The 21,099-nt window shown below is 69.8% G+C and carries 18 protein-coding genes; 11 read left to right on the top strand and 7 right to left on the bottom strand.

Annotation, left to right across the window (positions count from 1 at the left end; all coding sequences use genetic code 11):
• Position 1 precedes the first annotated feature (1 nt).
• Positions 2 to 811, top strand: a complete 810-nt coding sequence (locus ACTWQA_RS20575) for a hypothetical protein (protein ID WP_305924036.1) — start codon at positions 2 to 4, stop codon at positions 809 to 811.
• Positions 812 to 832: 21 nt separating this feature from the next.
• Here the strand turns inward: ACTWQA_RS20575 and ACTWQA_RS20570 are convergent, their stop codons facing one another.
• From ACTWQA_RS20570 to fdxA, 3 genes are all read right to left on the bottom strand, one after another.
• Complete coding sequence (locus tag ACTWQA_RS20570; protein WP_443160779.1) at positions 833 to 1,495, bottom strand: DUF4178 domain-containing protein; 663 nt, start codon at positions 1,493 to 1,495, stop codon at positions 833 to 835.
• 77 nt (positions 1,496 to 1,572) lie between these two features.
• Positions 1,573 to 2,643, bottom strand: coding sequence for a succinyldiaminopimelate transaminase (gene dapC / locus ACTWQA_RS20565; protein ID WP_443160778.1), 1,071 nt, complete (start codon positions 2,641 to 2,643; stop codon positions 1,573 to 1,575).
• A 94-nt stretch (positions 2,644 to 2,737) separates the two neighbouring features.
• Entirely contained in the window at positions 2,738 to 3,064 is a 327-nt protein-coding gene (fdxA, locus tag ACTWQA_RS20560; RefSeq protein ID WP_305923991.1) for a ferredoxin, read from the bottom strand.
• 105 nt (positions 3,065 to 3,169) lie between these two features.
• On the opposite strand from fdxA, the gene ACTWQA_RS20555 reads away from it, so the two are divergent.
• From ACTWQA_RS20555 to iscB, 9 genes are all read left to right on the top strand, one after another.
• The gene (locus ACTWQA_RS20555; protein ID WP_443160777.1) at positions 3,170 to 3,400 is read left to right on the top strand and encodes a hypothetical protein; all 231 of its coding nucleotides are present in this window, start codon (positions 3,170 to 3,172) and stop codon (positions 3,398 to 3,400) included.
• Between the two features lie 17 nt (positions 3,401 to 3,417).
• Positions 3,418 to 4,479, top strand: coding sequence for an ABC transporter substrate-binding protein (locus ACTWQA_RS20550; RefSeq protein ID WP_443160776.1), 1,062 nt, complete (start codon positions 3,418 to 3,420; stop codon positions 4,477 to 4,479).
• Positions 4,480 to 4,553: 74 nt separating this feature from the next.
• Positions 4,554 to 5,357, top strand: a complete 804-nt coding sequence (locus tag ACTWQA_RS20545) for a methyltransferase domain-containing protein (RefSeq protein WP_443160775.1) — start codon at positions 4,554 to 4,556, stop codon at positions 5,355 to 5,357.
• A 112-nt stretch (positions 5,358 to 5,469) separates the two neighbouring features.
• Positions 5,470 to 7,923, top strand: a complete 2,454-nt coding sequence (locus ACTWQA_RS20540; protein ID WP_443160774.1) for a hypothetical protein — start codon at positions 5,470 to 5,472, stop codon at positions 7,921 to 7,923.
• A 4-nt stretch (positions 7,924 to 7,927) separates the two neighbouring features.
• A complete protein-coding gene (locus tag ACTWQA_RS20535) occupies positions 7,928 to 9,748 on the top strand; it encodes a UvrD-helicase domain-containing protein (protein ID WP_443160773.1) in 1,821 nt (606 codons plus the stop codon).
• A 47-nt stretch (positions 9,749 to 9,795) separates the two neighbouring features.
• Positions 9,796 to 11,640 (top strand): sigma factor-like helix-turn-helix DNA-binding protein, encoded by a 1,845-nt coding sequence (locus ACTWQA_RS20530; protein ID WP_443160772.1) that lies wholly within the window; start codon positions 9,796 to 9,798, stop codon positions 11,638 to 11,640.
• Between the two features lie 34 nt (positions 11,641 to 11,674).
• Positions 11,675 to 13,030: a cysteine--tRNA ligase gene (gene cysS / locus ACTWQA_RS20525; RefSeq protein WP_443160771.1), complete on the top strand. Its 1,356-nt coding sequence runs from the start codon at positions 11,675 to 11,677 to the stop codon at positions 13,028 to 13,030.
• A gap of 216 nt (positions 13,031 to 13,246) precedes the next feature.
• Complete coding sequence (locus tag ACTWQA_RS20520) at positions 13,247 to 15,736, top strand: penicillin acylase family protein (RefSeq protein ID WP_443160836.1); 2,490 nt, start codon at positions 13,247 to 13,249, stop codon at positions 15,734 to 15,736.
• Positions 15,737 to 16,211: 475 nt separating this feature from the next.
• On the top strand, positions 16,212 to 17,582 hold the full coding sequence (iscB, locus tag ACTWQA_RS20515) for an RNA-guided endonuclease IscB (RefSeq protein ID WP_443160770.1): 1,371 nt from the start codon (positions 16,212 to 16,214) through the stop codon (positions 17,580 to 17,582).
• A gap of 10 nt (positions 17,583 to 17,592) precedes the next feature.
• Here iscB and ACTWQA_RS20510 read toward each other — a convergent pair whose 3' ends face one another.
• Complete coding sequence (locus ACTWQA_RS20510; protein WP_443160769.1) at positions 17,593 to 18,018, bottom strand: hypothetical protein; 426 nt, start codon at positions 18,016 to 18,018, stop codon at positions 17,593 to 17,595.
• 333 nt (positions 18,019 to 18,351) lie between these two features.
• On the opposite strand from ACTWQA_RS20510, the gene ACTWQA_RS20505 reads away from it, so the two are divergent.
• Positions 18,352 to 19,005, top strand: coding sequence for a hypothetical protein (locus ACTWQA_RS20505; RefSeq protein ID WP_443160768.1), 654 nt, complete (start codon positions 18,352 to 18,354; stop codon positions 19,003 to 19,005).
• 230 nt (positions 19,006 to 19,235) lie between these two features.
• Here ACTWQA_RS20505 and ACTWQA_RS20500 read toward each other — a convergent pair whose 3' ends face one another.
• From ACTWQA_RS20500 to mshB, 3 genes are read right to left on the bottom strand one after another with little or no spacing between them, the layout of a single operon-like run.
• Complete coding sequence (locus tag ACTWQA_RS20500; protein WP_443160767.1) at positions 19,236 to 19,730, bottom strand: flavin reductase family protein; 495 nt, start codon at positions 19,728 to 19,730, stop codon at positions 19,236 to 19,238.
• Between the two features lie 17 nt (positions 19,731 to 19,747).
• Entirely contained in the window at positions 19,748 to 20,164 is a 417-nt protein-coding gene (locus tag ACTWQA_RS20495; RefSeq protein ID WP_443160766.1) for a DUF6113 family protein, read from the bottom strand.
• Between the two features lie 11 nt (positions 20,165 to 20,175).
• A complete protein-coding gene (gene mshB, locus ACTWQA_RS20490; RefSeq protein WP_443160765.1) occupies positions 20,176 to 21,081 on the bottom strand; it encodes an N-acetyl-1-D-myo-inositol-2-amino-2-deoxy-alpha-D-glucopyranoside deacetylase in 906 nt (301 codons plus the stop codon).
• Positions 21,082 to 21,099 lie beyond the last annotated feature (18 nt).

Below are 21,099 nucleotides of genomic sequence, written 5' to 3'. Positions count from 1 at the left end.
CATGCGGTTCTCCCGTGGAGTCATCACCATCGCGATCATCATGGTCGTGCTCGCCGTGGGCATATCCGTGGGCGTCTACCACCTGCTGAAGAAGGCGACGCCGCTGGCGGTGCCCGACCCCTACTGCGTCGTGCGCACCCCCGACGGCGTCCGTGAGCTCCAACCAGAGCAGGCGCAGATCTCCGCCACGATCGCCGCCGTGGCGGCGCGCAGGAAGCTGCCCGAGCGGGCCGTGGTCATCGCCTACGCGACCGCGATCCAGGAGTCGAAGCTGCTGAACCTGGAATACGGTGACCGTGACTCGGTGGGCGTGTTCCAGCAGCGCGAGTCGCAGGGGTGGGGCCGCAAGGAGCAGCTCATGGACCCCGTCTACGCCACGAACAAGTTCTTCGCCGCCCTGGTGAAGGTGAAGAACTACCGGAAGATCCCGCTGGCGGAGGCGGCCCAGGCGGTGCAGCGCTCGGCGGGCGGCTACGCGTACGCGCCGCACGAGGGGGAGGCCAAGATCCTCGCCGCGGCCTTCACCGGCCGGGTGCCGCAGGCCGTGCACTGCTGGTATCCGACGGCCAAGACCCCGGCGCCGCGGCCCAAGACGACCGAGGCGCGCAAGCAACTCGCCCGGGCGCTGGGCAGCACCGCGATCGTCAGCAAGAAGCGCGGGTGGCTGATCGCCGCCTGGTCGGTGGCCCACGCCGAGAAGTACGCGCTGAGCCAGGTCCGTTACAGCGGCGCCACGTGGTCCAACGACGTCGAGCTGGAAGGCTGGAAAGCCGGCGACACGTCCGGCACCGCCCAGGTCGAGCTCTCCTGACCCGCCCCGGGGCTGGGTGCGCTACGAGGCGCGGCGGACGATGGAGATGGAGCCAGGCGGCAGGGGCTGGGCGTAGCTGGCCGTCCAGCCGCTGCCCTGAATGCGTTCGAAGGACAGCAACCGTCCGTCGGAGGCGCGGTAGTCGGCGAAATCGAGCAATCCCCGATCGGGGTTACCGGTGTCCCCCTCGCTCCGGAACGCCGCCGTGCCCCGCTCGATCGGGAAGAACTCCACGCCCTCCATGATCAGCATGCTCTTGGCCGGGATCATGCCCTGCGTGGGCACGTCGTTCCAGAGCAACACTTCCAAATGCGGCCGATCGCCGGCACGCACCTCGACCGAGAGCCACTGCAGGCGCCGGGAAGCATCCCGCAGCAGGTATTCGGTCCACTGCTGCCCTTGCCACGAAATGTGCATGGCGCCCAGCACACGGGCGGGCGACCCGAGCACTTCGATCCGGTCACCCACCTGGATCGTGCGCGGGTCGATGTAATCGGTGCCGGCCTGCCCCGGCACGCTGACCGGAGCCGGCATGGGACTCTCGACGGGAGCGACCTCGACCACCGGCGGCGGCGTGCTCGTGCGGCCCTTCCTGTCTTGCCGCAAGGTGGCCAAGAAGGCTCCCAGCAGCAGGAGGACCAGGGCGATGCTCAGCCCGAGTACGACCATGGAGGTCACGCTCATCGATCAGCTCGCTCCACTCGCGGCCTGCCTCGGCGTAAGCCCTTATCGATTTGTTGGCTTGCTTTTGACGGGCGATCCTACTGGAGGCGGCGCACCGCCGCACTGATGCGTTCGTCAGTGGCGGTGACGGCGATGCGGATGTGCCGCGCACCTGCCGCTCCGTAGAACTCGCCGGGGGCGACCAGAATACCGATTTCGGAGAGCTTGCCTACCTGGTCCCAGGCGTTCTGCCCGTTCGATGCCCAGAAGTAGAGCCCTGCCGTCGAATGGTCGATCTGCCAGCCCGCCTGCTCCAGCGCGGGCCGCAGCAGGGCGCGGCGCGCGGCGTAGCGCTCGCGCTGGGCGTCGGCGTGCGCGTCGTCCCCGAGCGCGGCCGTCATCGCGGCCTGTGCGGGGGCCGGCATCATCATGCCCGCGTGCTTGCGGATCTCCAGCAGCCGCTTGACCAGGACGGGATCGCCCGTCACGAACCCGGCGCGGTAGCCGGCCAGGTTGGAGCGCTTGGAGAGTGAGTGAACCGCGAGCAGCCCTTCGTGGGAGCCGCCGCAGACGTCGGGGTGGAGGATCGAGACCGGCTCCTCTTCCCAGCCGAGCTCGATGTAGCACTCGTCGGAGGCGACGATCGTGCCGCGCTCGCGGGCCCAGGAGACGACCTTGCGCAGGTGCTCGGCGGGCAGCACCCGGCCGGTGGGGTTGCCGGGCGAGTTGACCCAGAGCAGGTCCACCTGCTCTGGGCCGAGCGCGAGCGTGCTGTCGGAGGCCGTGGCCACGGCCCCGGCCAGGCGGGCGCCCACGTCATAGGTGGGGTAGGCCAGCTCGGGGAAGACCACGCGCCGGGCGCCGAGATAGGTCGGCAGCCAGGCGACGAACTCCTTGGAGCCGATCAGCGGGAGCACGTCCTGCTGCTCGACGGTGACGCCGTGCCTGCGCCGCAGCCACCCGGCCGCGGCCTCGCGCAGCGACTTGGTGCCGTGCGTGAACGGGTAGCCGGGGCTGTCGGCGGCCTGGACGAGGGCGTGCCTGACGACCTCGGGCACGGAGTCGATCGGCGTGCCGATCGAGAGGTCGACGATGCCGTCGGGATGTGCGAGTGCGCGCTCCTTGTACGGCTCCAGCCGATCCCAGGGGAAGTCGGGCAGGTTGTTCACGGTTCTCCAGGGTGTTGCGTTGCCGTACGAAAAGCACACGCCGCGAGGGCGCATCCAGCACGGGATGCCCCCTCGCGAGGCGTATCAGAACCGGCTAGTGGTCCTCAGCCTGCGGCGGCAGGGCGGCCACCACCGGGTGGTCCTTGTCGATCTTCCCGACCTTGGAAGCGCCACCGGGCGAGCCGAGGTCTTCGAAGAAGTCCACGTTCGCCTTGTAGTAGTCCTTCCACTGCTCGGGAAGGTCGTCCTCATAGAAAATCGCCTCGACGGGGCATACAGGCTCACACGCGCCGCAGTCCACGCACTCGTCGGGGTGGATGTAAAGCATGCGCTCGCCCTCGTAGATGCAATCGACGGGGCATTCCTCGATGCACGCCTTGTCCAGGACGTCCACGCAAGGCTGCGCGATGACGTAGGTCACCTCGAGCTCCTTCTTCTCCGCACCATGGCATGAGTCTGACCGCGGTTTGCTACGCCCTAGTATTGCCGTGCTTGCCAGCTGGCCGAAACGGAGGGTGGCAAACTCGTGGCCGCACGCCTCGTCATCGCGATTACAAGTCAGGACACAGGTAAACGGATCACCACACGCAGGCGCGTATCTGGAGGGTATCGCGATGCGGTAGGGATCCTCGAGTCCTGGGAGTCCGGCGTGCTACGACTTCGTAAAAAAGACGGCACGCTGGTGGAGATTCTTGAGGAGACGCTGGTTGCGGCCAAGGTCGTCCCGGCCGCGCCTCCTCGACCTGAGCGGATGTAACGGTAAGTATTCCATGTGTGACTGTACGTACCTGCGCCGCCGCAGCAGCCCTTCTCGCCAGCGCCGGATGCGGCGCGTCCACATCCTCGCAACCGGCTGAGAACCTGCCGCCGGTCAACGTGCAGGCGGGCTCGCTGAAGTCCGGCTTCGCCAACATGGAGCGCCTCGCCGAGGCCGCCAAGCGGGAGGGCGAGCTCAACGTGATCGCGCTGCCCCGCGACTGGGTCAACTACGGCGAGATCATCGACACCTTCGCCGACAAGTACGGGCTCAAGGTCAACGAGCTCGAGCCCGGCGCGAGCAGCCGCCGCCAGATCGACGCGGCCGCGCAGCTCAAGCCCGACGTGTTCGACCTGACCCTGGACGTCGCGGTGCGCGAGGCGGCCAGGTTCGCGCCATACAAGGTGCTGGGCTGGCAGGACCTGCCCGACGACGTGAAGGATCCGTCCGGCGCCTGGTACGCCGCCTACGGCGGTTACATGTCCATCGGGTACGACCCGCGCGCGGTCAAGCCCCCTGCCTCCTTCGCCGACCTGCTCCAGCCCGGCTACCGGGTGGCACTCGACGGGGACCCGCTGCGCTCGGCGTCGGCGTTCGGCGGCGTGATGGCGGCCTCCATGCGGGCCGGAGTGCCGCGGCCCGAGCAAGGGGTGGAGCTGTTCGCCAAGCTCAAGCAGGGCGGCCGGCTCACCGACCTGGCCAAGGCCAACACGATCGTCGCCTGGGATCACCTGAACGCCGCCCGCAGCGCCGGCCAGCCCGACGCGTGGCAGGTGACGATTCCGCGGGACGCGGCGCTCGGCGGCTACCACGTGCAGGCGATCAACAAGGCCGCCCCGCATCCCGCCGCGGCCCGCCTGTGGCAGGAGTTCCTGTTCTCGGACGAGGGCCAGAATCTGCTCCAGAAGGGCTGGGCCCGGCCGGCCCGCGGTGAGGCCATGACCATGAAGGGCACGCTCGACACGGCCCAGGCGGCCAAACTGCCCAAGGCGCCGGGGCCGCCCGTCCTCATGACGATTCCCCAGGCAGACGCGGCGAAGGCGTACTTGAAGAAGGAGTGGGCGAAGAGCGTGGGATGAGTCCAATGTGACTCGATATGTCCTAGGGACGTTCAGGCTCTAAAGTGAACAGACAGCACGGCCACGGGGGCCCGATGTCTGACGAATGTGAGCTGATCGTCTTGCGATACGACACACCGAGTTTGGAGCGGTGGAACAGTCGCGCCTACGACAGCAGCTTCGGCTACGTCTCCACACAGGGCGCACCGCTGGTCGACCTGCTGGATCCGCGGCCCGGCGAGCGTGTGCTCGACCTCGGGTGCGGCACGGGCGTGCTCACCGCGCAGCTCGCCTTCAGGGGCGCAGACGTCCTGGGCATAGACGGCTCGTCCGCCATGATCGAGAAGGCGCTGGCGCAGTACCCGGGCATCAACTTCATCGTCGGGGACGGGCACGACTTCACCGTGGTGGACCCGTACGACGCGGTCTTCTCCAACGCGGCGCTGCACTGGATGAGCCGGGATCCCGCCATCGTGATCGCCAACGTGCGCGAGGCGCTCACGCCCGGCGGGCGCTTTGTCGCCGAGATGGGCGGGGCGGGCAACTGCGCCGAGCTGACCGCCGCGATGCTGACCGCCTGGCGCGAGTACGGCCTGCAGGAGCCCGATCTGCCGTGGTACTTTCCCACGCCTGCCGAGTACGCCCGCCGGCTCGAGCAGGAGGGGTTCGTCGTCAGGCTGCTCGAATACTTCGACCGGCCGACCCCACTTGACGAATGCCCTGGCGGGGCGGCCGATTGGGTACGCATGTTCGCCGCCTCGGCGCTCAAGGGGCTCGCGCCGGACATCGTGGAGCCCCTGCTTCGTCGGGTCAATGAGCTGGCAGCGCCCGCGCTTCGCAGGGAGACTGGCTGGATGGCCGACTACGTGCGTTTGCGCTTTGCCGCTGTTCGGCGCTGATGCGTAGTGCATGATGCGTAGGGCTGTTTTGCCGGACTATGGTCTGTTCCGTGGGCGGCGAGATTATGGCTGCACCGCTGCGGCGGCGTGAGGGGCTGGTGAACGGAACGGGATGAACTTCTGCCTGAGCGACCTCGTACCACCGTTGAGGTGGAGCGACGCGTCGACGATCACGCTACTCACCGGGCAGCCGGACCTGCCGGATGCGTGGTGGCGCAGTCTGCCCATGCCGCATGTCCTCGCCGCCATCGGCCCCGAGTCCCTGGGCGAGTTGCTGACGGAGATCGCCCTCGAGCAGTGGCCGGCGGCGGCCCTGGGTGACGTGCTGCCCGCGCTGCACGTGCTCGACCCGGATGACGCCGACGAGCCCGCCGTCGCGATCGCGCTCGACCGGGCCGGGTCGTGGCCCGGGCTGCTGGGGCTGACCAGCCGGGAGCTGGTCGACCAGCCCTTCATCCAGGCGCGCCCGGTGCTCAACACGCTGTTCGCGGCCGTGTTCGCCCGCCTGGCGTCCCCGCAGGCCGCCCGGACGGCCTCTGTGGCCTCATCGGCGGCCGGCCCGGCTCCCGCGGCGATCCCCGCGCCGCGGGGCGAGCGGCACGGCCTGCCGCAGCCCGCACCCGCGCCAGTGCCCGAGGCCGTCGCTGAGGCGCCGCAGCCGGTGCCGGCGACCGAGGAGCCCGCGCATGCGCCGGACGCCGCGCCGGGCGAGCATGAGGCCGCCGCGCCGGCCGAAAGCAACCTTGAGCCTGCCGCAGCAGGCGCGGACGGCCCCGAGAGCGCGCTCCCACAGGAGGCGGCGGCCCAGCAGGGCGCGGCTCAAGACGCGCCGGAAGGCCCCGCGCCGGTGCTGGACGCCGACGCCGAGCCCGCTGTCGAGGCGGGCGATGGGCCCGAGCCCGTGCTGCACGCGGCCGAGGACCCCACGCCGGAGCCGGCGCCCGAAGAAGCGGCCGCAATGGCGACAGAAGCGCCCCGGAGCTCGCCCGAGGCCGAGGGCGCCCCGGAGCAGGCCGCCGAAGCCGAGGGCGCTCCAGAGGAAAGCGCCGCGCCGGTGCTGGACGCCGACGCCGAGCCCGCTGTCGAGGCGGGCGATGGGCCCGAGCCCGTGCTGCACGCGGCCGAGGACCCCACGCCGGAGCCGGCGGCCGAAGAAGCGGCCGCGTCTGCGGAAGAAGCGCCCCCGAGCTCGCCCGAGACCGAGGACGCCCCGGAGCAGGCCGCCGAAGCCGAGGGCTCTCCGGAGGAAGGCGCCGAAGTCGTCGGCGCACCGGAGGAGACCCCCGAAGCCGTCGGCGCCCCAGAAGAGACCCCCGAAGCCGTCGGCGCCCTGGAGGAGAGCCCTCAAGCCGAAGGCGCTCCGCAGGAAAGCGCGGAAGCCGAGGGAGCCCTGGAGGAGAGCCCCCGAGCGGAGGGCGCTCCGGAGGAGAGCGCCGAAGCAGGGCAGGCGGACGAGGAAGAGGAGCCGGCCGCGGCCGAAGCGCACGAGCAGGAGCTCCCCCAGCTCATCGAAACCGCGTTCGCCGGGCTGGACGACAAGAGCTGGGCCGTGGCGCAGAACCGGGTGTTCACGGACGAGCCCTCGGCCGTGGACCAGCTGGCCAAGCTGTTCGCCGTCCCGCCGGCCGAGATCTCCGCCACGGAGAACGAGTTCCGCGACCGCCTGAACCGCTGGCTGGCCAGTGAGGAGGCGGCCCCGTACCGGGCGCATCTGGACGAGCTGCGCAGGACGCTCGGCCCCGCGGCGCCCAAGGAGGAGCTGATCGGCGCGGCCGACTGGCACAGGGTGGAGATCCGCGCGCTGGAGGTGCCCGCCTGGCAGTTCGTGCTGGCCACGCTGCCTGGCCAGGCCCAGCCCGTGGCCCAGCAGCCCCAGATCGACCTGCCGCCCCCGCCGCGGCCGCATCCGCCGATGGAGCTGCCGCCGCAGTCGGCGTTCGGCCACGTGCCGATGCCGCCGCCCCCCGGACCGCCGCAGTTCCAGGCGTTCGCTCCGGCCGCGCCCCCGCCGGGCGAGTCCAACGGCGGGCAGGGCGAGCAGAAGCCGTACCAGCCGCTGAAGGACGTCTCCCAGACCAGGCGCTGCTTCAGGCAGCCGGACGGCCGCTGGTGGTTGCGCATCGACGTGACCGCCGAGCAGCTGGCGGGCGGCGAGTGCGCACTGCCGACGGGCTTCGCTTCCTACCTGGGCTTGTCGCCGGGCGAGAGCAGGACGGTCAGGAGCGCCGCGGGCGAGCTGACCATGACCTGGCACGGCAGGCCGGTGCTCGAGTCCATCGAACGCCTCCTCGTGGACGTCGGCGCCCGCGAGGGCGGGCACCTGTTCCTGACGCTGTCGGACGAGGGCGTGCTGCGGGCCAGGCACCTGCCGGTCGCCGCGCAGGGCGCCGAGAAGATCACCAAGGCGCTGCGCCTGGTCGGGTACACGGCTCCGGGCGGCACCAAAGATCAGGCAGCTCGGGTGATCGCCACGAGGATCGGCATGACGGGTCCGGTCAGCCTGCCGGACCTGCTCGTCAGGCTCCGCGAACGCGGGGACCGCGATCTGCTCGCCCTCTTGGACTGAGCCTGTGCCGCGGCTCGCGATCGGCCCTGAGTTTCCCAGGGAGCTCAGCGCACTGGCCCAGCCAGTGCGCAGGGACGCCGTGGTCGCGCTGCGCCGGTTCCTGCTGAACGTGGCCGGCGCCCCGCACCCCGAGCGGGTGCGGGGGGCCAGAGATCCGCGGGTCGCCACGCTGCGGCTGGCCGAGGGGCATCGCGGGGTGGTGGTACGCCAGCGGGACGTCTATTGGCTGCGTACGGTCCTGCCCGACCCCGAGGCCTGGTCGTACGCGCAACGCCACAGGTACGGCGTCAACCCGGTGGTCGGCGTCGTCGAGGAGTGGGACGCCGAGGCCCTGGAGCGGGTGGAGCCCGCGTTACGCAGGTCCGCCGGCTCGTCGCGGCTGTTCGCCCCGATCTGCGACGGCGACCTGCTGGCACTCGGCCTGGACGGGCACGCCCTGCCGCTGTTCCGGCTCATCACGACCGAGGCCGACGTGGCCGCGCTCGAACCCCTGCTGCCGCCCACCCAGCACCTGCCGCTCGCCGTACTGGCCCGCGGCGGCTCGCTGGCCGAGGCCTGGCGCGAGCTGGACGCCTGGCGCGCCTCGGACGCCGACCCCGGGGCGATCGACCCCGACGACCTGCACGCGGCGCTGCGGCGCAGCCCGGACCGGGCGGCGTTCGCGGCCGACAAGGTGGCGCTCGACCGGGTCCTGGGGGCGCCGGAGTGGTGCACGTTCCCTCATCCAGCACAGCACCGGCTGTCCAGGGCGGCCCGCTACGAGCATCCGGTGCTGGTGGTCGGCGGCGCGGGCACCGGCAAGACCGTCATGGCCCTGCACCGCGCCGCCCACCTGGCCGCGAACGGCAGCGGTCCCGTCCTGCTCATCACGCTCTCGCAGGGCCTCGCCGAGGAGCTGTCGGCCAGGCTGGACGAGCTGATCGAGGACGAGATCATTCGCAAGCGGGTCGAAGTGGACAATGCCGAGCGCCTGGCCATGCGCATCGTGGCCGACGCGGAGGGCCGCCGCCCGCCGCTGGTGGGCCCGGGGGCGCGGTCGCTGGCCCAGCTGACGGACGAGGCGCTCAGGCTGTTGTCGCTCACGACCGGCGACCTGCTGGACGACGTGGAGCCGGAGCGCAAGCCGTACCGTCACATCGTGGTGGACGAGGCGCAGGACATCAGCCCGGCGCAGTGGCGGCTGCTGCGGGCGGCGGTGCCGCGCGCGCACGACGACCTGTTCATCGTGGGTGACCCGCACCAGCGGGTCACCGACACGCGGGTGGCTCTGGGCACCCTCGGCATCCCCGCCCAGCAGCACACGTTGAAGGTCTCCTATCGGCTGCCGCAGGAGCTGCTGTCCTTCGTGGTCCGGCTGCGCGGCGGCGGCCCGGCGCCCGGCCTGGTCAAGGGCGCGACCGAGATGTACGGCTACCGCGCCACGCACAACGGCGAACGCCCGATGATCAGGGCGTACGACTCGCCCGAGTCGGAGCTGGCCGGGCTGCGGGCCACGATCGAGTCGTGGCTGGCCGACGGCGTGCCCACCGGCGAGATCGCCGTCGGCGCCCGCACCACCCGGCTCGTCCGGCAGGCCAAGAAGGCGCTGGCGGGCCTGGACGTGCGGGCCTCGACCTTCCAGCATCTGAAGGGGCTGGAGTTCGAGCGGGTGGCGCTGATCGGCGTGGCGGAGGGCGTGGTGCCCGAGCCGCCGCCGGAAGAACCTGGCGCAAGGGCTCGAGCCCTGCAGCGCGAGCGGAGCATACTGTTCGTCGCCTGCACACGTGCGCGGGCGATGCTCTATATCTCCCATTCCGGAAGAGGCAGCCCCTTTACGCCCCTCTGATCACATAGTCTGAACTGCGGATACTTCCCATTGCCGGTTGGACCTCAATGAATCTCAGCCTGAGCGACCTCGCGCCACCCGTGCGCTGGACCTCCCCTGGTCAAATCGCGCCGATCGTGGAGGAGCCCCAGCTGCCCGAGGCCTGGTGGCAGGCGATCCCCCTCGACCGCGCGTGCGCCATCGTCGGCACCCAGACCGTGGCGAGCCACCTGGCCGACCTGGCCGTGGCCTGCTGGGCGCACCTGATGCTCGGCGACATCCTGCCGCTGGTGCGCTTCTCCGACCCCGCCGAGGCCGAGCGCACGCCGGAGTCGCTGGGCAAGGACGTCGTGCAGAAGCTGTTCACCGGCGTGTTCGAGCGGCTGCTCGAGCCCGTGCCCGACGCTGTGCCCGCGCCCTCCCGGCCGGACAGGCCGCTGCCCGAAGTGATCGACGCGCTGTTCGCGGCGCTGGACGAGCGGCAGCGGGCCATCGCCCGCGACCGGCTGTACGCGGCGCAGCGGGCCACGCTCGACGAGCTGGCGCAGCGCTTCTCGGTGACGCGGGAGCGGATCAGGCAGATCGAGCGCGACCTGCGCGACCACGTGGAGGCCTGGCTCAGCGGCCCCGACGCGGTGGCGCTGGTGGCGCACGTGGCGTGGCTGCGTACCCGGCTCGGCTCCGCCGTCCCCGCCGACGACCTGCAGGCCGCCGTTCCGTGGCACGGGACCGAGCTGCGTACGCTCGGGATGCCCGCGTGGCGGTTCGTGCGCACGCTGCTCACCGGCTTTGAGCAGTCCGACGGCTGGCTCGTCGCGGGCGGGGCGGACGAGCTGCGCGAGAAGACGCGCCAGCTGTTCGCCGACGGGCCGCACCCGCTCGGCGAGGCCCTGTCCATGGTGTCCCAGCTCGGCGTGCGCGAGGACGTGGCCGAGCGGTGGATCCTGGCCGTGCCGCAGCTCCGCGTGCTCGGCCAGCACGTGGTGCCGTGGCCGCGCAGCATCAACGAGAAGGCGGAGGCGGTGCTGGCGGTGGCGGGCGCGCCGCTGTCGCCCGAAGAGATCCAGGAGCGCATCGGCGAGGACTACAGCCTGGTCGGCATCCGCAACCAGCTCACCGCCGACGAGCGGTTCATGCGGGTGGACAGGAACAAGTACGGGCTGACCCGGTGGGGCGGTGAGGAGTATCTGGGGATCAGGGAGATGATCGCCAGGGAGATCGAGCGGGCCGGCGGCGAGGCGTCGGTGAGCACGATCGTGACGAACCTGACCACCCGGTACGACGTCTCCGAGAGCTCGGTGCGGGCGTACTCGGGCGGTCCCGGGTTCGAGCGCACGCAGCGGGGCTGGATCCGCGTGGCGGGCACCTCGCCGAGCGGGGAGGCGGAGCCGTACCAGCCGCGCAAGGACGTGTCGGAGACGCGCCGCAGCTTCCGCTCCCGCGACGGGCGCTGGTGGCACCGGGTGGACATCAACGCCGAGCACCTGCGCGGGTCGGGGTCGCCGCTGCCGACGGGGTTCGCGGCCTACCTCGGCATGGCGCCCGGTGGGCAGCTGACCGCCTCGGCGCCGTCCGGTGACGTGGTGATCAGCTGGCACAACCAGCCGACCATGGGGTCGATCAGGAACGTGCTGGCCGAGTACAAGGCGAGCGAGGGCGACCACGTCTTCCTCACCGTGTCGGACGGCGGCGAGTTGCTGACCCGCTACCTGCCTGCCGCGCCCGTCGGGATGCCGCCCATCAATCGCGCGCTCTACCTGTTCGGCTACACCGCTCCGGTCAGCTCGGAGATGGAGGGGCTGCGGCTGATCGGGGCCAGGATCGGGCTGCCCGACACGGCCACCCGCGAGGAGATCCTGGGCAGGCTGCGCGAGCGCGGCGACCGGGACATCCTCGGCTTCCTGGGCGAGTGAGCTCCCGCATTCCGGGGTCGGTTAGGCTCGGGAGATGTTGCGGATCTACGACACGCGGACCAGGCAGGTCGAGGAGCTCGCCTTCGGGCGGGCGGCGCGGATCTACACCTGCGGACCGACGGTCTACCGCTACGCGCATGTGGGCAACCTGCGCACCTACCTGCTGTCCGACCTGATCAGGCGGGTGCTCGAGCGGCGGCGGACGCGCGTGCTGGCCTGCCAGAACATCACCGACGTCGGCCACCTGACCGACTCCGGGGTCGACAAGGTCGTGCAGCAGGCGCAGGCCGAAGGGCGCTCCGTGCGGGAGCTGGCGCGCTTCTACGAGGACGCCTTCAGGTCCGACACCGCCGCGCTCAACCTCCGTCCGCCGGAGCACACGCCGCGCGCGAGCGAGACGATCGAGCTGATGATCGAGCTGATCGCCAAGCTGATCGAGAAGGAGCACGCGTACGTGGTGCCGGACGGATCGGTGTTCTTTGACGTACGGACATTTCCCACCTACGGCGAAATTTCTGGAAATCGCCTGGATGCACTGAAGCCGGCCCACCGCGTGGACACCGTCGACCCGCGCAAGCGCTTCCACGCCGACTGGGCCCTGTGGAAACCCGCCGAAGGCGAGCTGACCTGGGAGGCTCCGTGGGGGCGGGGGTTCCCGGGGTGGCACGTCGAGTGCTCGGCCATGTCGCTGCGCTACCTCGGGGCGCCCTTCGACCTCCACACCGGCGGGATCGACCTGCGCTTCCCCCACCACGAGGACGAACGGGCCCAGTCCAACGCGGCGGCGGGGCAGGAGGTCGTACGGCACTGGGTGCACGGGGAGCACCTGCTGTTCGACGGGCGCAAGATGGCGAAGTCCACGGGCAACGTGGTGCTGCTGTCCGACGTGGTGGCGGCCGGGCTCGATCCGCTCGCCGTGCGGATGGCGTTCATGGAGCACCGCTACCGGCAGCAGATGAACCTGACGTGGGACACGCTGCGGGCGGCCGATCGCACGGTGCGGCGGTGGCGGACGCGCGTGGCCGAGTGGGCCGAGTCGCCCAGCGCGCCGATGGCGTCCACGTACGTGGAGCGGATGGAGACCGCCTTCGCCGACGACCTGGACACGCCCGAGGCCTTGCGGGTGCTGCGGGAGCTGGAGCGGGACGAGTCGGTGGCCCCGGGGGCGAAGTTCGAATCATTCCTGCACCTGGACCAGGTGCTCGGGCTGGATCTGTCCACGGACATCGGCAAGGTGCCCGTGCTGCCCCCGGGGGCGGGGGAACTCCTGGAGGCGAGGGCCCGGGCGCGCGAGGCGAAGGACTGGAAGGAGGCTGATCGCCTGCGGGACGAGCTGTCCGCTCTGGGGGTCCGCGTCTCCGACACCCCCGACGGCCAAACCTGGACCTGACCCACCCTTACCGCCGCTCGCCGCACCACCGTGCGCCCGCCGGGCTGTTCATGACCCCAACCATCTACGGCGGGTGAGACGTCGGCAGCCTCCTGTGACCGCCACCTCAAAGTCGCCTGCGAAGGACCGTGAAGTCGGCCGGAGGAGTGATCGCGGGCTGCCAGACTTAGTGCCAGTTTCGGCAAGATGGAGGTGTCGGTGAGGCCCTATGCGTGGATGCCGCGGCCGTTGCGGTGGTTCGCTCGGGTGTTGACCGTTCTTCTCGCCCTGGCCCTCGTGCTGGCAGGGGTCGTCGTCTACACCGTGCGGAAGTCGTTCCCGCAGGTTGATGGATCGTTGCGACTACCCGGGTTATCCGCCGATGTAGAGATTTATCGCGATAAATGGGGAGTCCCCCACATCTATGCCGGCAGCGCCGCCGACCTCTTCATGGCCCAAGGGTTCGTCCACGCCCAGGACCGCTTCTACGAGATGGACTTCCGCCGCCACATGACCGCGGGCCGCCTCTCGGAGCTCTTCGGCGCCTCCACCCTCGGCACGGACAAGGCGCTCAGGACCATGGGCTGGCGCAGGGTCGCCGAACAGGAGCTGCCCGAGCTGGCCAAGCCGACCCAGGACTACCTCAACGCGTACGCCAAGGGTGTGAACGCCTGGCTCAGCGCCAACCCCAACGCCTCCGATCGCAGCCTCGAATACTCCGTTCTGAAGCTCCAGAACAGCGCCTACCAGCCGGAGGCGTGGACCGCGGTCGACTCCCTCTCCTGGCTGAAGGCCATGGCCTGGGACCTGCGCTCCAACATGGAGGACGAGATCGACCGGGCGCTGATCGCCGCCACGCTGCCCAGGGAGCGGGTCGAGCAGCTCTACCCCGGCTACCCGTACGACCGCCACTCCCCGATCGTCACCGAGGGCACCATCGATGAGGACCGCTTCAACCAGCGGGCCGAGCCGCGGCTACGCGCCGGCGTCGGCGCGCTGACCCAGGCGGCCGCGACGATGGACGCCGTGCCGAGCACGATGGGCACCGAGGACCGCGAGGGCGTCGGGTCGAACTCGTGGGTGATCTCCGGCGCGCACACCGCCAGTGGCAAGCCGCTGCTGGCCAACGACCCGCACCTGTCCCCGCAGATGCCGTCCGTCTGGTACCAGGCGGGGCTGCACTGCAGGAAGGTCTCCGAGGAGTGCCCGTTCGACGTCACGGGGTTCACCTTCTCCGGCGTTCCCGGCGTGATCATCGGGCACACTGACAAGATCGCGTGGGGTTTCACGAACCTGGGTCCCGACGTGGCCGACCTGTTCCTGGAGAAGGTCGACGGCGACACGTACCTGCACAAGGGCGAGCAGCTGAAGCTGGAAACCAGGCAGGAGCAGATCAAGGTGGCGGGCGGCTCCCCTGTCACGATCACCGTGAAGAGCACCATGCACGGCCCGCTGATCAACGAGGTGATCGGCGACGCCAAGCCCACCGGCGAGACGAACGCGGTCGCGCTGCAGTGGACGGCGCTGACCCCTGGCAGAAGCGCCGACGCGATCTTCGCGTTGGACAAGGCCGCCGACTGGCAGGAGTTCAAGGCCGCGGCGGCGCTGTTCGACGTGCCCGCGCAGAACCTGGTGTACGCCGACACCACGGGCAAGATCGGCTACCAGGCGCCCGGGCGTATCCCCGTACGCCAGAAAGGCGACGGCACCTGGCCCGTCCCCGGGTGGACGGGCGAGTACGACTGGAGGGCGGCGCCCATCCCGTACGACCAGCTGCCGTCAGTGGAGGACCCGGCGGACGGCTTCATCGTGACGGCGAACAACGCGGTCATCGACCCCAGGCGCTACCGGCCGCTGCTGACCGCGGACTGGGCGCATGGCTACCGCTCCGAGCGCATCCGCGACCTCGTCAAGGACGCCATCGAGAAGGGCAAGGTCGACGCGGCGACCATGTCCCGGATCCAGCAGGACACCCACAACGGCTTCGCGGACACGCTGGTGCCTGCACTGATGGAGGTGAACCTGGCAGGCCCGAGCATCCGGGCCAGGGAGCTGCTGAAGGCGTGGGACGGCACGCAGAGCGCCGATTCCGCACCCGCCGCGTTCTTCAACGCGGTCTGGCGGCAGCTGCTCGTGCTGACGTTCAACGACGAGCTGCCGGAGGGGGCCAGGCCGGCCGGAGGCGACCGCTGGTACGAGGTGATCAGGCGCCTGCTCCAACTCCCGGACGACCCCTTCTGGGATGACGTGACCACGAAGAACCATACGGAGAGGCGTGACGACATCCTGCGGCAGGCGATGGCGTCGGCCTACCACGAGCTGTCGGAACGGCTCGGGACGGACGCCCGCGCGTGGCGGTGGGGCGATCTGCACCAGCTGGAGCTGGTCAACGGCTCGCTGGGGACCTCGGGGATCGCGCCGGTCGAGTGGTTGTTCAACCGCGGCCCGTTCGCCGTGGCGGGGAGCAAGGACGCGCTGAACGCCACGGGCTGGAACGTTCAGAGGGACTACACGGTCAGCGCCGTGCCGTCGATGCGCATGATCGTCGATCTGTCCGACCTGGACGCCTCCCAATGGATCAACCTGACGGGCGCTTCCGGGCATGCCTTCCACGACAACTACTGGGACCAGGCGGAGGTGTGGGCCAGGGGCGACCTGTTACCGATGCGCTCCACACCGGAGTCGGTCAAGAAGGACGCCGCGCACACCCTCAGGCTGACGCCCTGAACGTACGACCAGGGTCGTAGTCACGATCCAAACCGTGGGCCGACGCACGGGCCGGGGTCGGTCTGCCAGCATGGGCCCATGAATCGCCTCTGGCAACTCGTCGGAGCCCTGCTCTGATGATGCCTACCGTCGCACTTCAACGTCGCTCGCTCCACGACCCGAAGCGGAAAGCCTGGACTTGCCCTCCGTGAATCGGCGCGGGTCGGAGTGACCAGACCCAGCCACCACGCACAAGGAGGTGACCTTGGTGGCTACGTTGGACACACGTCAGCAGATCCACTCCGCCGTGCTTCCTCAGCGGCGGACCCTGGAATCCGCGTCAGCAGACACCCCTGAAGCAGGGACGAAACGGGGCGCGGAGGCCCTCAGGCAGCGGAGTGCCCAACATGGTCGAGGGGAGACCCACGCCGCCTCACCTGGCGGCGCGGGCGTCACCCGCGCAAGCGGAGCACGCGGTCGTGAGACCGCACCCCGCGTGTTCGTCCTCGCTTCGGATGGCACGCCGCTAGACCCGTGCCACCCCGCCCGCGCACGCAAGCTCCTGACGGCGGGACGGGCGGTCGTGGCCCGGCACACGCCCTTCGCCATCCGGCTGAAGGACCGCACCGCGGAGCAGTCACAGGTCGAGGGTGTGGAGGTCGGCATCGACCCGGGCAGCCGGCACACCGGCATCAGCGTGTTCCAGGCTCGTGACAGGATCCGGTTCGGCCTATATAGCATCCAGCTCGACCACCGCGGCGATAAGATCCGCGACAAGCTCACCGCACGCTCGGCCTACCGCAATCGTCGCCGCACGGCCAACCTGCGCTATCGCGCCCCCCGGTTCGCCAATCGCGCCCGTCCACAGGGCTGGCTGCCACCGAGCCTTAGGCATCGGGTGGAGACCGTGATGAGCTGGGTGCGGCGGTTGCGCCGCCTGGTCCCGGTACGTGCTATCCATGTAGAAACCGTGCGATTCGACACCAATGCCCTGGTCGCCGGCAGGCCGCTGGAAGGTGTGGAGTACCAGCACGGCACACTGCACGGCTATGAAGTGCGCGAATATTTGCTGGACAAATGGGGGCGGGCATGCGCGTACTGCGGAGCGAGTGGCGTCCCGTTGAACGTCGACCATATCCAGCCCCGCGCTCGAGGCGGCACGGATCGGATCAGCAACCTGTGCCTGGCGTGCGTGACCTGTAACCAGGCCAAGAACAGCATCCCGGTCAGAGCGTTCCTGGCCGACCGCCCGGCGGTGTTGGCTCGCGTGCTCGCCCACGCCAAGGCACCACTGCGGGATGCTACGGCCGTGAATAGCACCCGCCGAGCGCTCTACCGAGCGTTGGCGGCGACCGTCCTGCCGATAGGCTGTGGCAGCGGCGGTCGCACGAAGTGGAACCGCCACCGCAACGGCATCCCCAAGTCCCACACCCTGGACGCTCTCCACGTCGGCCAACTCGACCACGTGGTGTCTTGGCCGAGCCAAGTGCTGGTGGTCGCCGCCACCGGGAGAGGAACATACTGCCGCACCCGTACCGACGCCTTCGGTTTCCCCCGGCTCCGCCTGCCCCGCACCAAGCAGATCCACGGCTACCAGACCGGGGATCTCGTGCGCGCGATCGTGCCAAAAGGGAAATACGCCGGAACCCACACCGGCAGGGTCTCCGTCCGCACCTCCGGCTACCACACCATACAGACCCCCTCCGGCCGCCTCGACACCTCGCACAAGCATCTTCGCCTGCTCCAGCGAGCCGATGGCTACGCCTACACGATCAAGAAGGAAACATACGTGTCCGCCCCTGACGGCGAACCAGCTCGGAGACACGCTACCGACCTCGGGCACCTCCAAACCAAGCCATCATCTTGACTGAAGGCTGTCAACCTTGGCTGCCGCCGCCCCTCCTCCACCACAGCGGCGCGCGGGGGTAACCGCCGTCCTCGAGATCGGCGAGGCGTTCGAAAATGTTGTACGTCGCCTGGTGCCCGCACAACATGACCGACACCAGCATGGCCAGCAGGTAGAGCGGCAACATGGGCAATCCGACGCACCAGGCCCACTGGGTGGCGTGCCGCCCTTCGTGCAGCAGGAGCCGGTTGCTCAGCGAATCCCACCTGGTCAGGACGACGTTTCCCACGGTGAACGCCCCCGCGATGGGGAAGCGGTAGCGGTAGCCGAAGGCGAGGATGAGGCCGTCGGGGCCGGGTCGGCGGGTGGCGCCACCGATGATCGAGATCAGCAAACCGAGCGGAGTGGCGAGGTTGATGAAGTTCGCCACGCGCCGGAACCGAAAGCGCCTGTCCATGCGTCTCAGTCTTGACCAATCTTGACATGTCGGAATAATGGCCAGGGTCCTGAAATCTCCTACAAGAGCAGGATTATGAGATTCTCTCTCCTGGGCGCGCTGCTCGGCACCGTCGCACTGGCAGGAGCCGGCGGAGTCGCGTTCACCCAGACGTCAACGTCCGATCCCCTACGATTCTCTGACACGTCTGCCGATGGGCGAGTGGCTTTAGCCGCCGCGACTCCGACCGCTTCTCCCACGGAGACGCCGCCTCCACCAACTCCCACTGAGACGCCGCCGCCCCCCACTCCCACCGAAGCTCCACCCGCTGAGGACTACGTCGTCACGACGGCGGTGGTCAAGAGGAGAGGCACGTCCTACCTGGACGTCTCCATTGAGTACACCGGGGCCGCCATCTTCAGCGTCAAGCAGAAAGTGTGCAAGCGAAGGTCGTGCAAGACCGCGACCGCGGACATCCCGGTCACTGAAGGAACAGCACAATCCATCAAGCGACTGGGCTGGGGCTCGTACAAGAAGCGTGGTGAGCCGGCCGTCGCCATGACGCCTCTGCCGACCGTCACGGTCACGGAGCCAGGCCCCACGGTCACGGTCACCGAGCCCGGTCCGACGGTGACGGTCACCTGCCAGCCCGCACCGACGGACACCGCCACGCCGACCGACGTCCCCACGGACACGCCGACGGCGACGGTGACCCCGACAGAGACGCCCACGACCCCACCGACCGAGACCCCGACCCCGACCGTGACTCCGACGGAGACGGCGACAACCACTCCGACGGACACGCCTACCGAAACCCCGACAGGGACCCCGACGGACACGCTGCCGCCGACGGTGACTCCCACGGAGATCCCCGTCTGCCCGGCGCCGGAGCAGCCCTCGGAGCCCCCGACGGACACGGCGCCACCGCCCACGGAGACGCCGACCGGCGTCCCGACGGAGACACCAACCGCGACACCGACGGAGACGGCGACCACTCCCGCTCAGTGACAGCGGAGTTACGACCGACCGTCTGACCCGGGCCAGGCCACCGTGCCTGGCCCGGCTCATGCCCAGACACCGCCCGCTCGCGCGGCGACAGCAGGTGGCAGCACCCGCGCGGCGACAGCACCCGCACACCGAGCTCGCTCAACGCCTTCGCGATCCTGATCAGCGTCGTTGTCTTCGCCCTCGCCGCGGCGGACAGGGCGCCGGTGGGGCGAGGGCCGCTTCCGACAGCACTAGAGGCGCTTGTAGCGCCCCTCGTGGTACATGAGCGGCGCCTCTTCGGACGGCGTGCCCATCGCGGTCACCTCGCCCACCACGATCGAATGGTCTCCGCCCTCATGGACATCCGTCGTCGTGCACTCGAGCGTGGCGATCGCCTCGTCGAACAACGCCACCCCCGAATGTCCCCGATGGTGCGCCCACTTGGTGAGCTGCCCGTTCAACGGCCGCCCTCGATGCGCGAAGAACCGTGAGGCGTCCTCCATCGAGGCCGGCAGCACGGACACCCCCCACACCCTCGTCTCCAGCACCACGTCGTGGAAGCGGGCCACCTTCTCGGCGCAGAACAACACGAGCAGCGGTTCGAGCGAAACAGAGGTGAAGGAATTCACCGTCATCGCGTGATCGATGCCGCCGAACCTGGTCGTGACGATCGCGACTCCGGTGGCGAAGCGGCCGACGACCTTGCGATATGCCTCAGGGTCCACAGGCCGCTCTATCGAATGCACGAAGTCACTGTATGCCGCTACATGGGATTCTTTGGAGAATACCCCCGCAGAAGCCACGATTCCCCACCGGACGAGGGCGACAGCAAGTAGGCCACAACGAGAGCCACGAGCCCCCCGTACAGGTAGAGGTAGCCGGCAACGCCGTGCGCGATCACGAGGTCACCGGGTCCCAGCTCCAGCGCGAACGGCATCGTCACCAGCAGCCACCCGCCCCCCGTTGTCACGACCCCGAGCCGTGCGCGCATCAGCTTGCCCGCCCCCAGGCACACCCCGAACAACGCCAGCATCCAGACGACGGCCGCGACCGGAATCGGGCCGATCTGCCACACCGGATGCGTGAACCCGCCCACGACCCCCATGACGATCCCCAGCACGAACAGCATGCCGTAGGCCGCCCCACCCAGCGCCGACTCGGCCTGGCTGCGATGCTCCATGTCGAATGAGGTTAGTGGATGCCCGCGAAGAGATCGTTCTCGCGGTTGTGCGGCTCACCGAGGCCGCCTGCCTCGACCGGCGGCCCGGGCACCGGCCGGCCGGGCACTCCGACCGCCAGGATGTAGTGCTCCACGCCCAGCACCTCCTGGCCGATCTTGTTGGACAGGGCGAACCACGGGTCCTGGACGCTGATCTGGGTGACGTGCGCGCGCATGGCCTCGATCTTGTTGCCGATCCACGGGCGCGCGTCGATCTCGGTGGTGATGTCCTCGTCCCGGTTGCCGAACGGCAGGTCATCGACGTTTTCGGTGATGAAGTCCACATCGGCCTCGCGCAGCGCTTCCGCCGTGCGTCCCATGACGGACCTGGGCAGGGCCGTGTGGTAGAGCTTCGCTATCTGCCACGGCTCGCCCTCGCCGAAGCCCGGCTTCGCGGCCAGCTCGAACGCTCTGCGCGAAACACGGTGGGCCTGGATGTGGTCGGGGTGACCGTAGAAGCCGTTGTCGTCGTACGTGACCAGCACCTGCGGGCGTATCTCGCGGATGACCTTGACCAGCTCGCCCGCGGCCTCGTCGAGGTCGGCGCGCCAGAACGCCCGGGGATGGTCATTGGACGCCACCCCCATCATCCCCGAGTCCCGCCAGCGTCCGGGACCGCCGAGGAAGCGGTGGTCCTCGACGCCGAGCGCCTGGCAGGCGGCCTCGAGCTCGCCGATCCGATAGGGGCCGAGCGCGTCGTCCTGATCTGCGGCCAGGTGAGCGAGATCGCCGGGAATGATCTCCCCTTCCTCGCCCAGTGTGCACGTCACGAGCGTGACGTGGGCGCCCTCGGCGACGTATTTGGCCATGGTCGCGCCGGTGCCGATCGACTCGTCGTCCGGGTGGGCGTGCACGAGCAGGAGCCGTCGATCCGTCATGGCCACGAGCGTACCGAC

Source organism: Nonomuraea sp. 10N515B, assembly GCF_052245915.1.
Taxonomy (GTDB): domain Bacteria; phylum Actinomycetota; class Actinomycetes; order Streptosporangiales; family Streptosporangiaceae; genus Nonomuraea.
This window is presented reverse-complemented; position numbering and strand designations above follow the sequence as displayed.

Coding starts and splice junctions, on each gene's coding strand:
- ACTWQA_RS20510 (WP_443160769.1), bottom strand. CDS start 18,018: ATGGACAGGCGCTTTCGGTTCCGGCGCGTGGCGAACTTCATCAACCTC.
- ACTWQA_RS20530 (WP_443160772.1), top strand. CDS start 9,796: ATGAATCTCAGCCTGAGCGACCTCGCGCCACCCGTGCGCTGGACCTCC.
- ACTWQA_RS20520 (WP_443160836.1), top strand. CDS start 13,247: ATGCCGCGGCCGTTGCGGTGGTTCGCTCGGGTGTTGACCGTTCTTCTC.
- ACTWQA_RS20545 (WP_443160775.1), top strand. CDS start 4,554: ATGTCTGACGAATGTGAGCTGATCGTCTTGCGATACGACACACCGAGT.
- ACTWQA_RS20575 (WP_305924036.1), top strand. CDS start 2: ATGCGGTTCTCCCGTGGAGTCATCACCATCGCGATCATCATGGTCGTG.
- ACTWQA_RS20495 (WP_443160766.1), bottom strand. CDS start 20,164: ATGGAGCATCGCAGCCAGGCCGAGTCGGCGCTGGGTGGGGCGGCCTAC.
- cysS (WP_443160771.1), top strand. CDS start 11,675: ATGTTGCGGATCTACGACACGCGGACCAGGCAGGTCGAGGAGCTCGCC.
- ACTWQA_RS20540 (WP_443160774.1), top strand. CDS start 5,470: ATGAACTTCTGCCTGAGCGACCTCGTACCACCGTTGAGGTGGAGCGAC.
- mshB (WP_443160765.1), bottom strand. CDS start 21,081: ATGACGGATCGACGGCTCCTGCTCGTGCACGCCCACCCGGACGACGAG.
- ACTWQA_RS20570 (WP_443160779.1), bottom strand. CDS start 1,495: ATGAGCGTGACCTCCATGGTCGTACTCGGGCTGAGCATCGCCCTGGTC.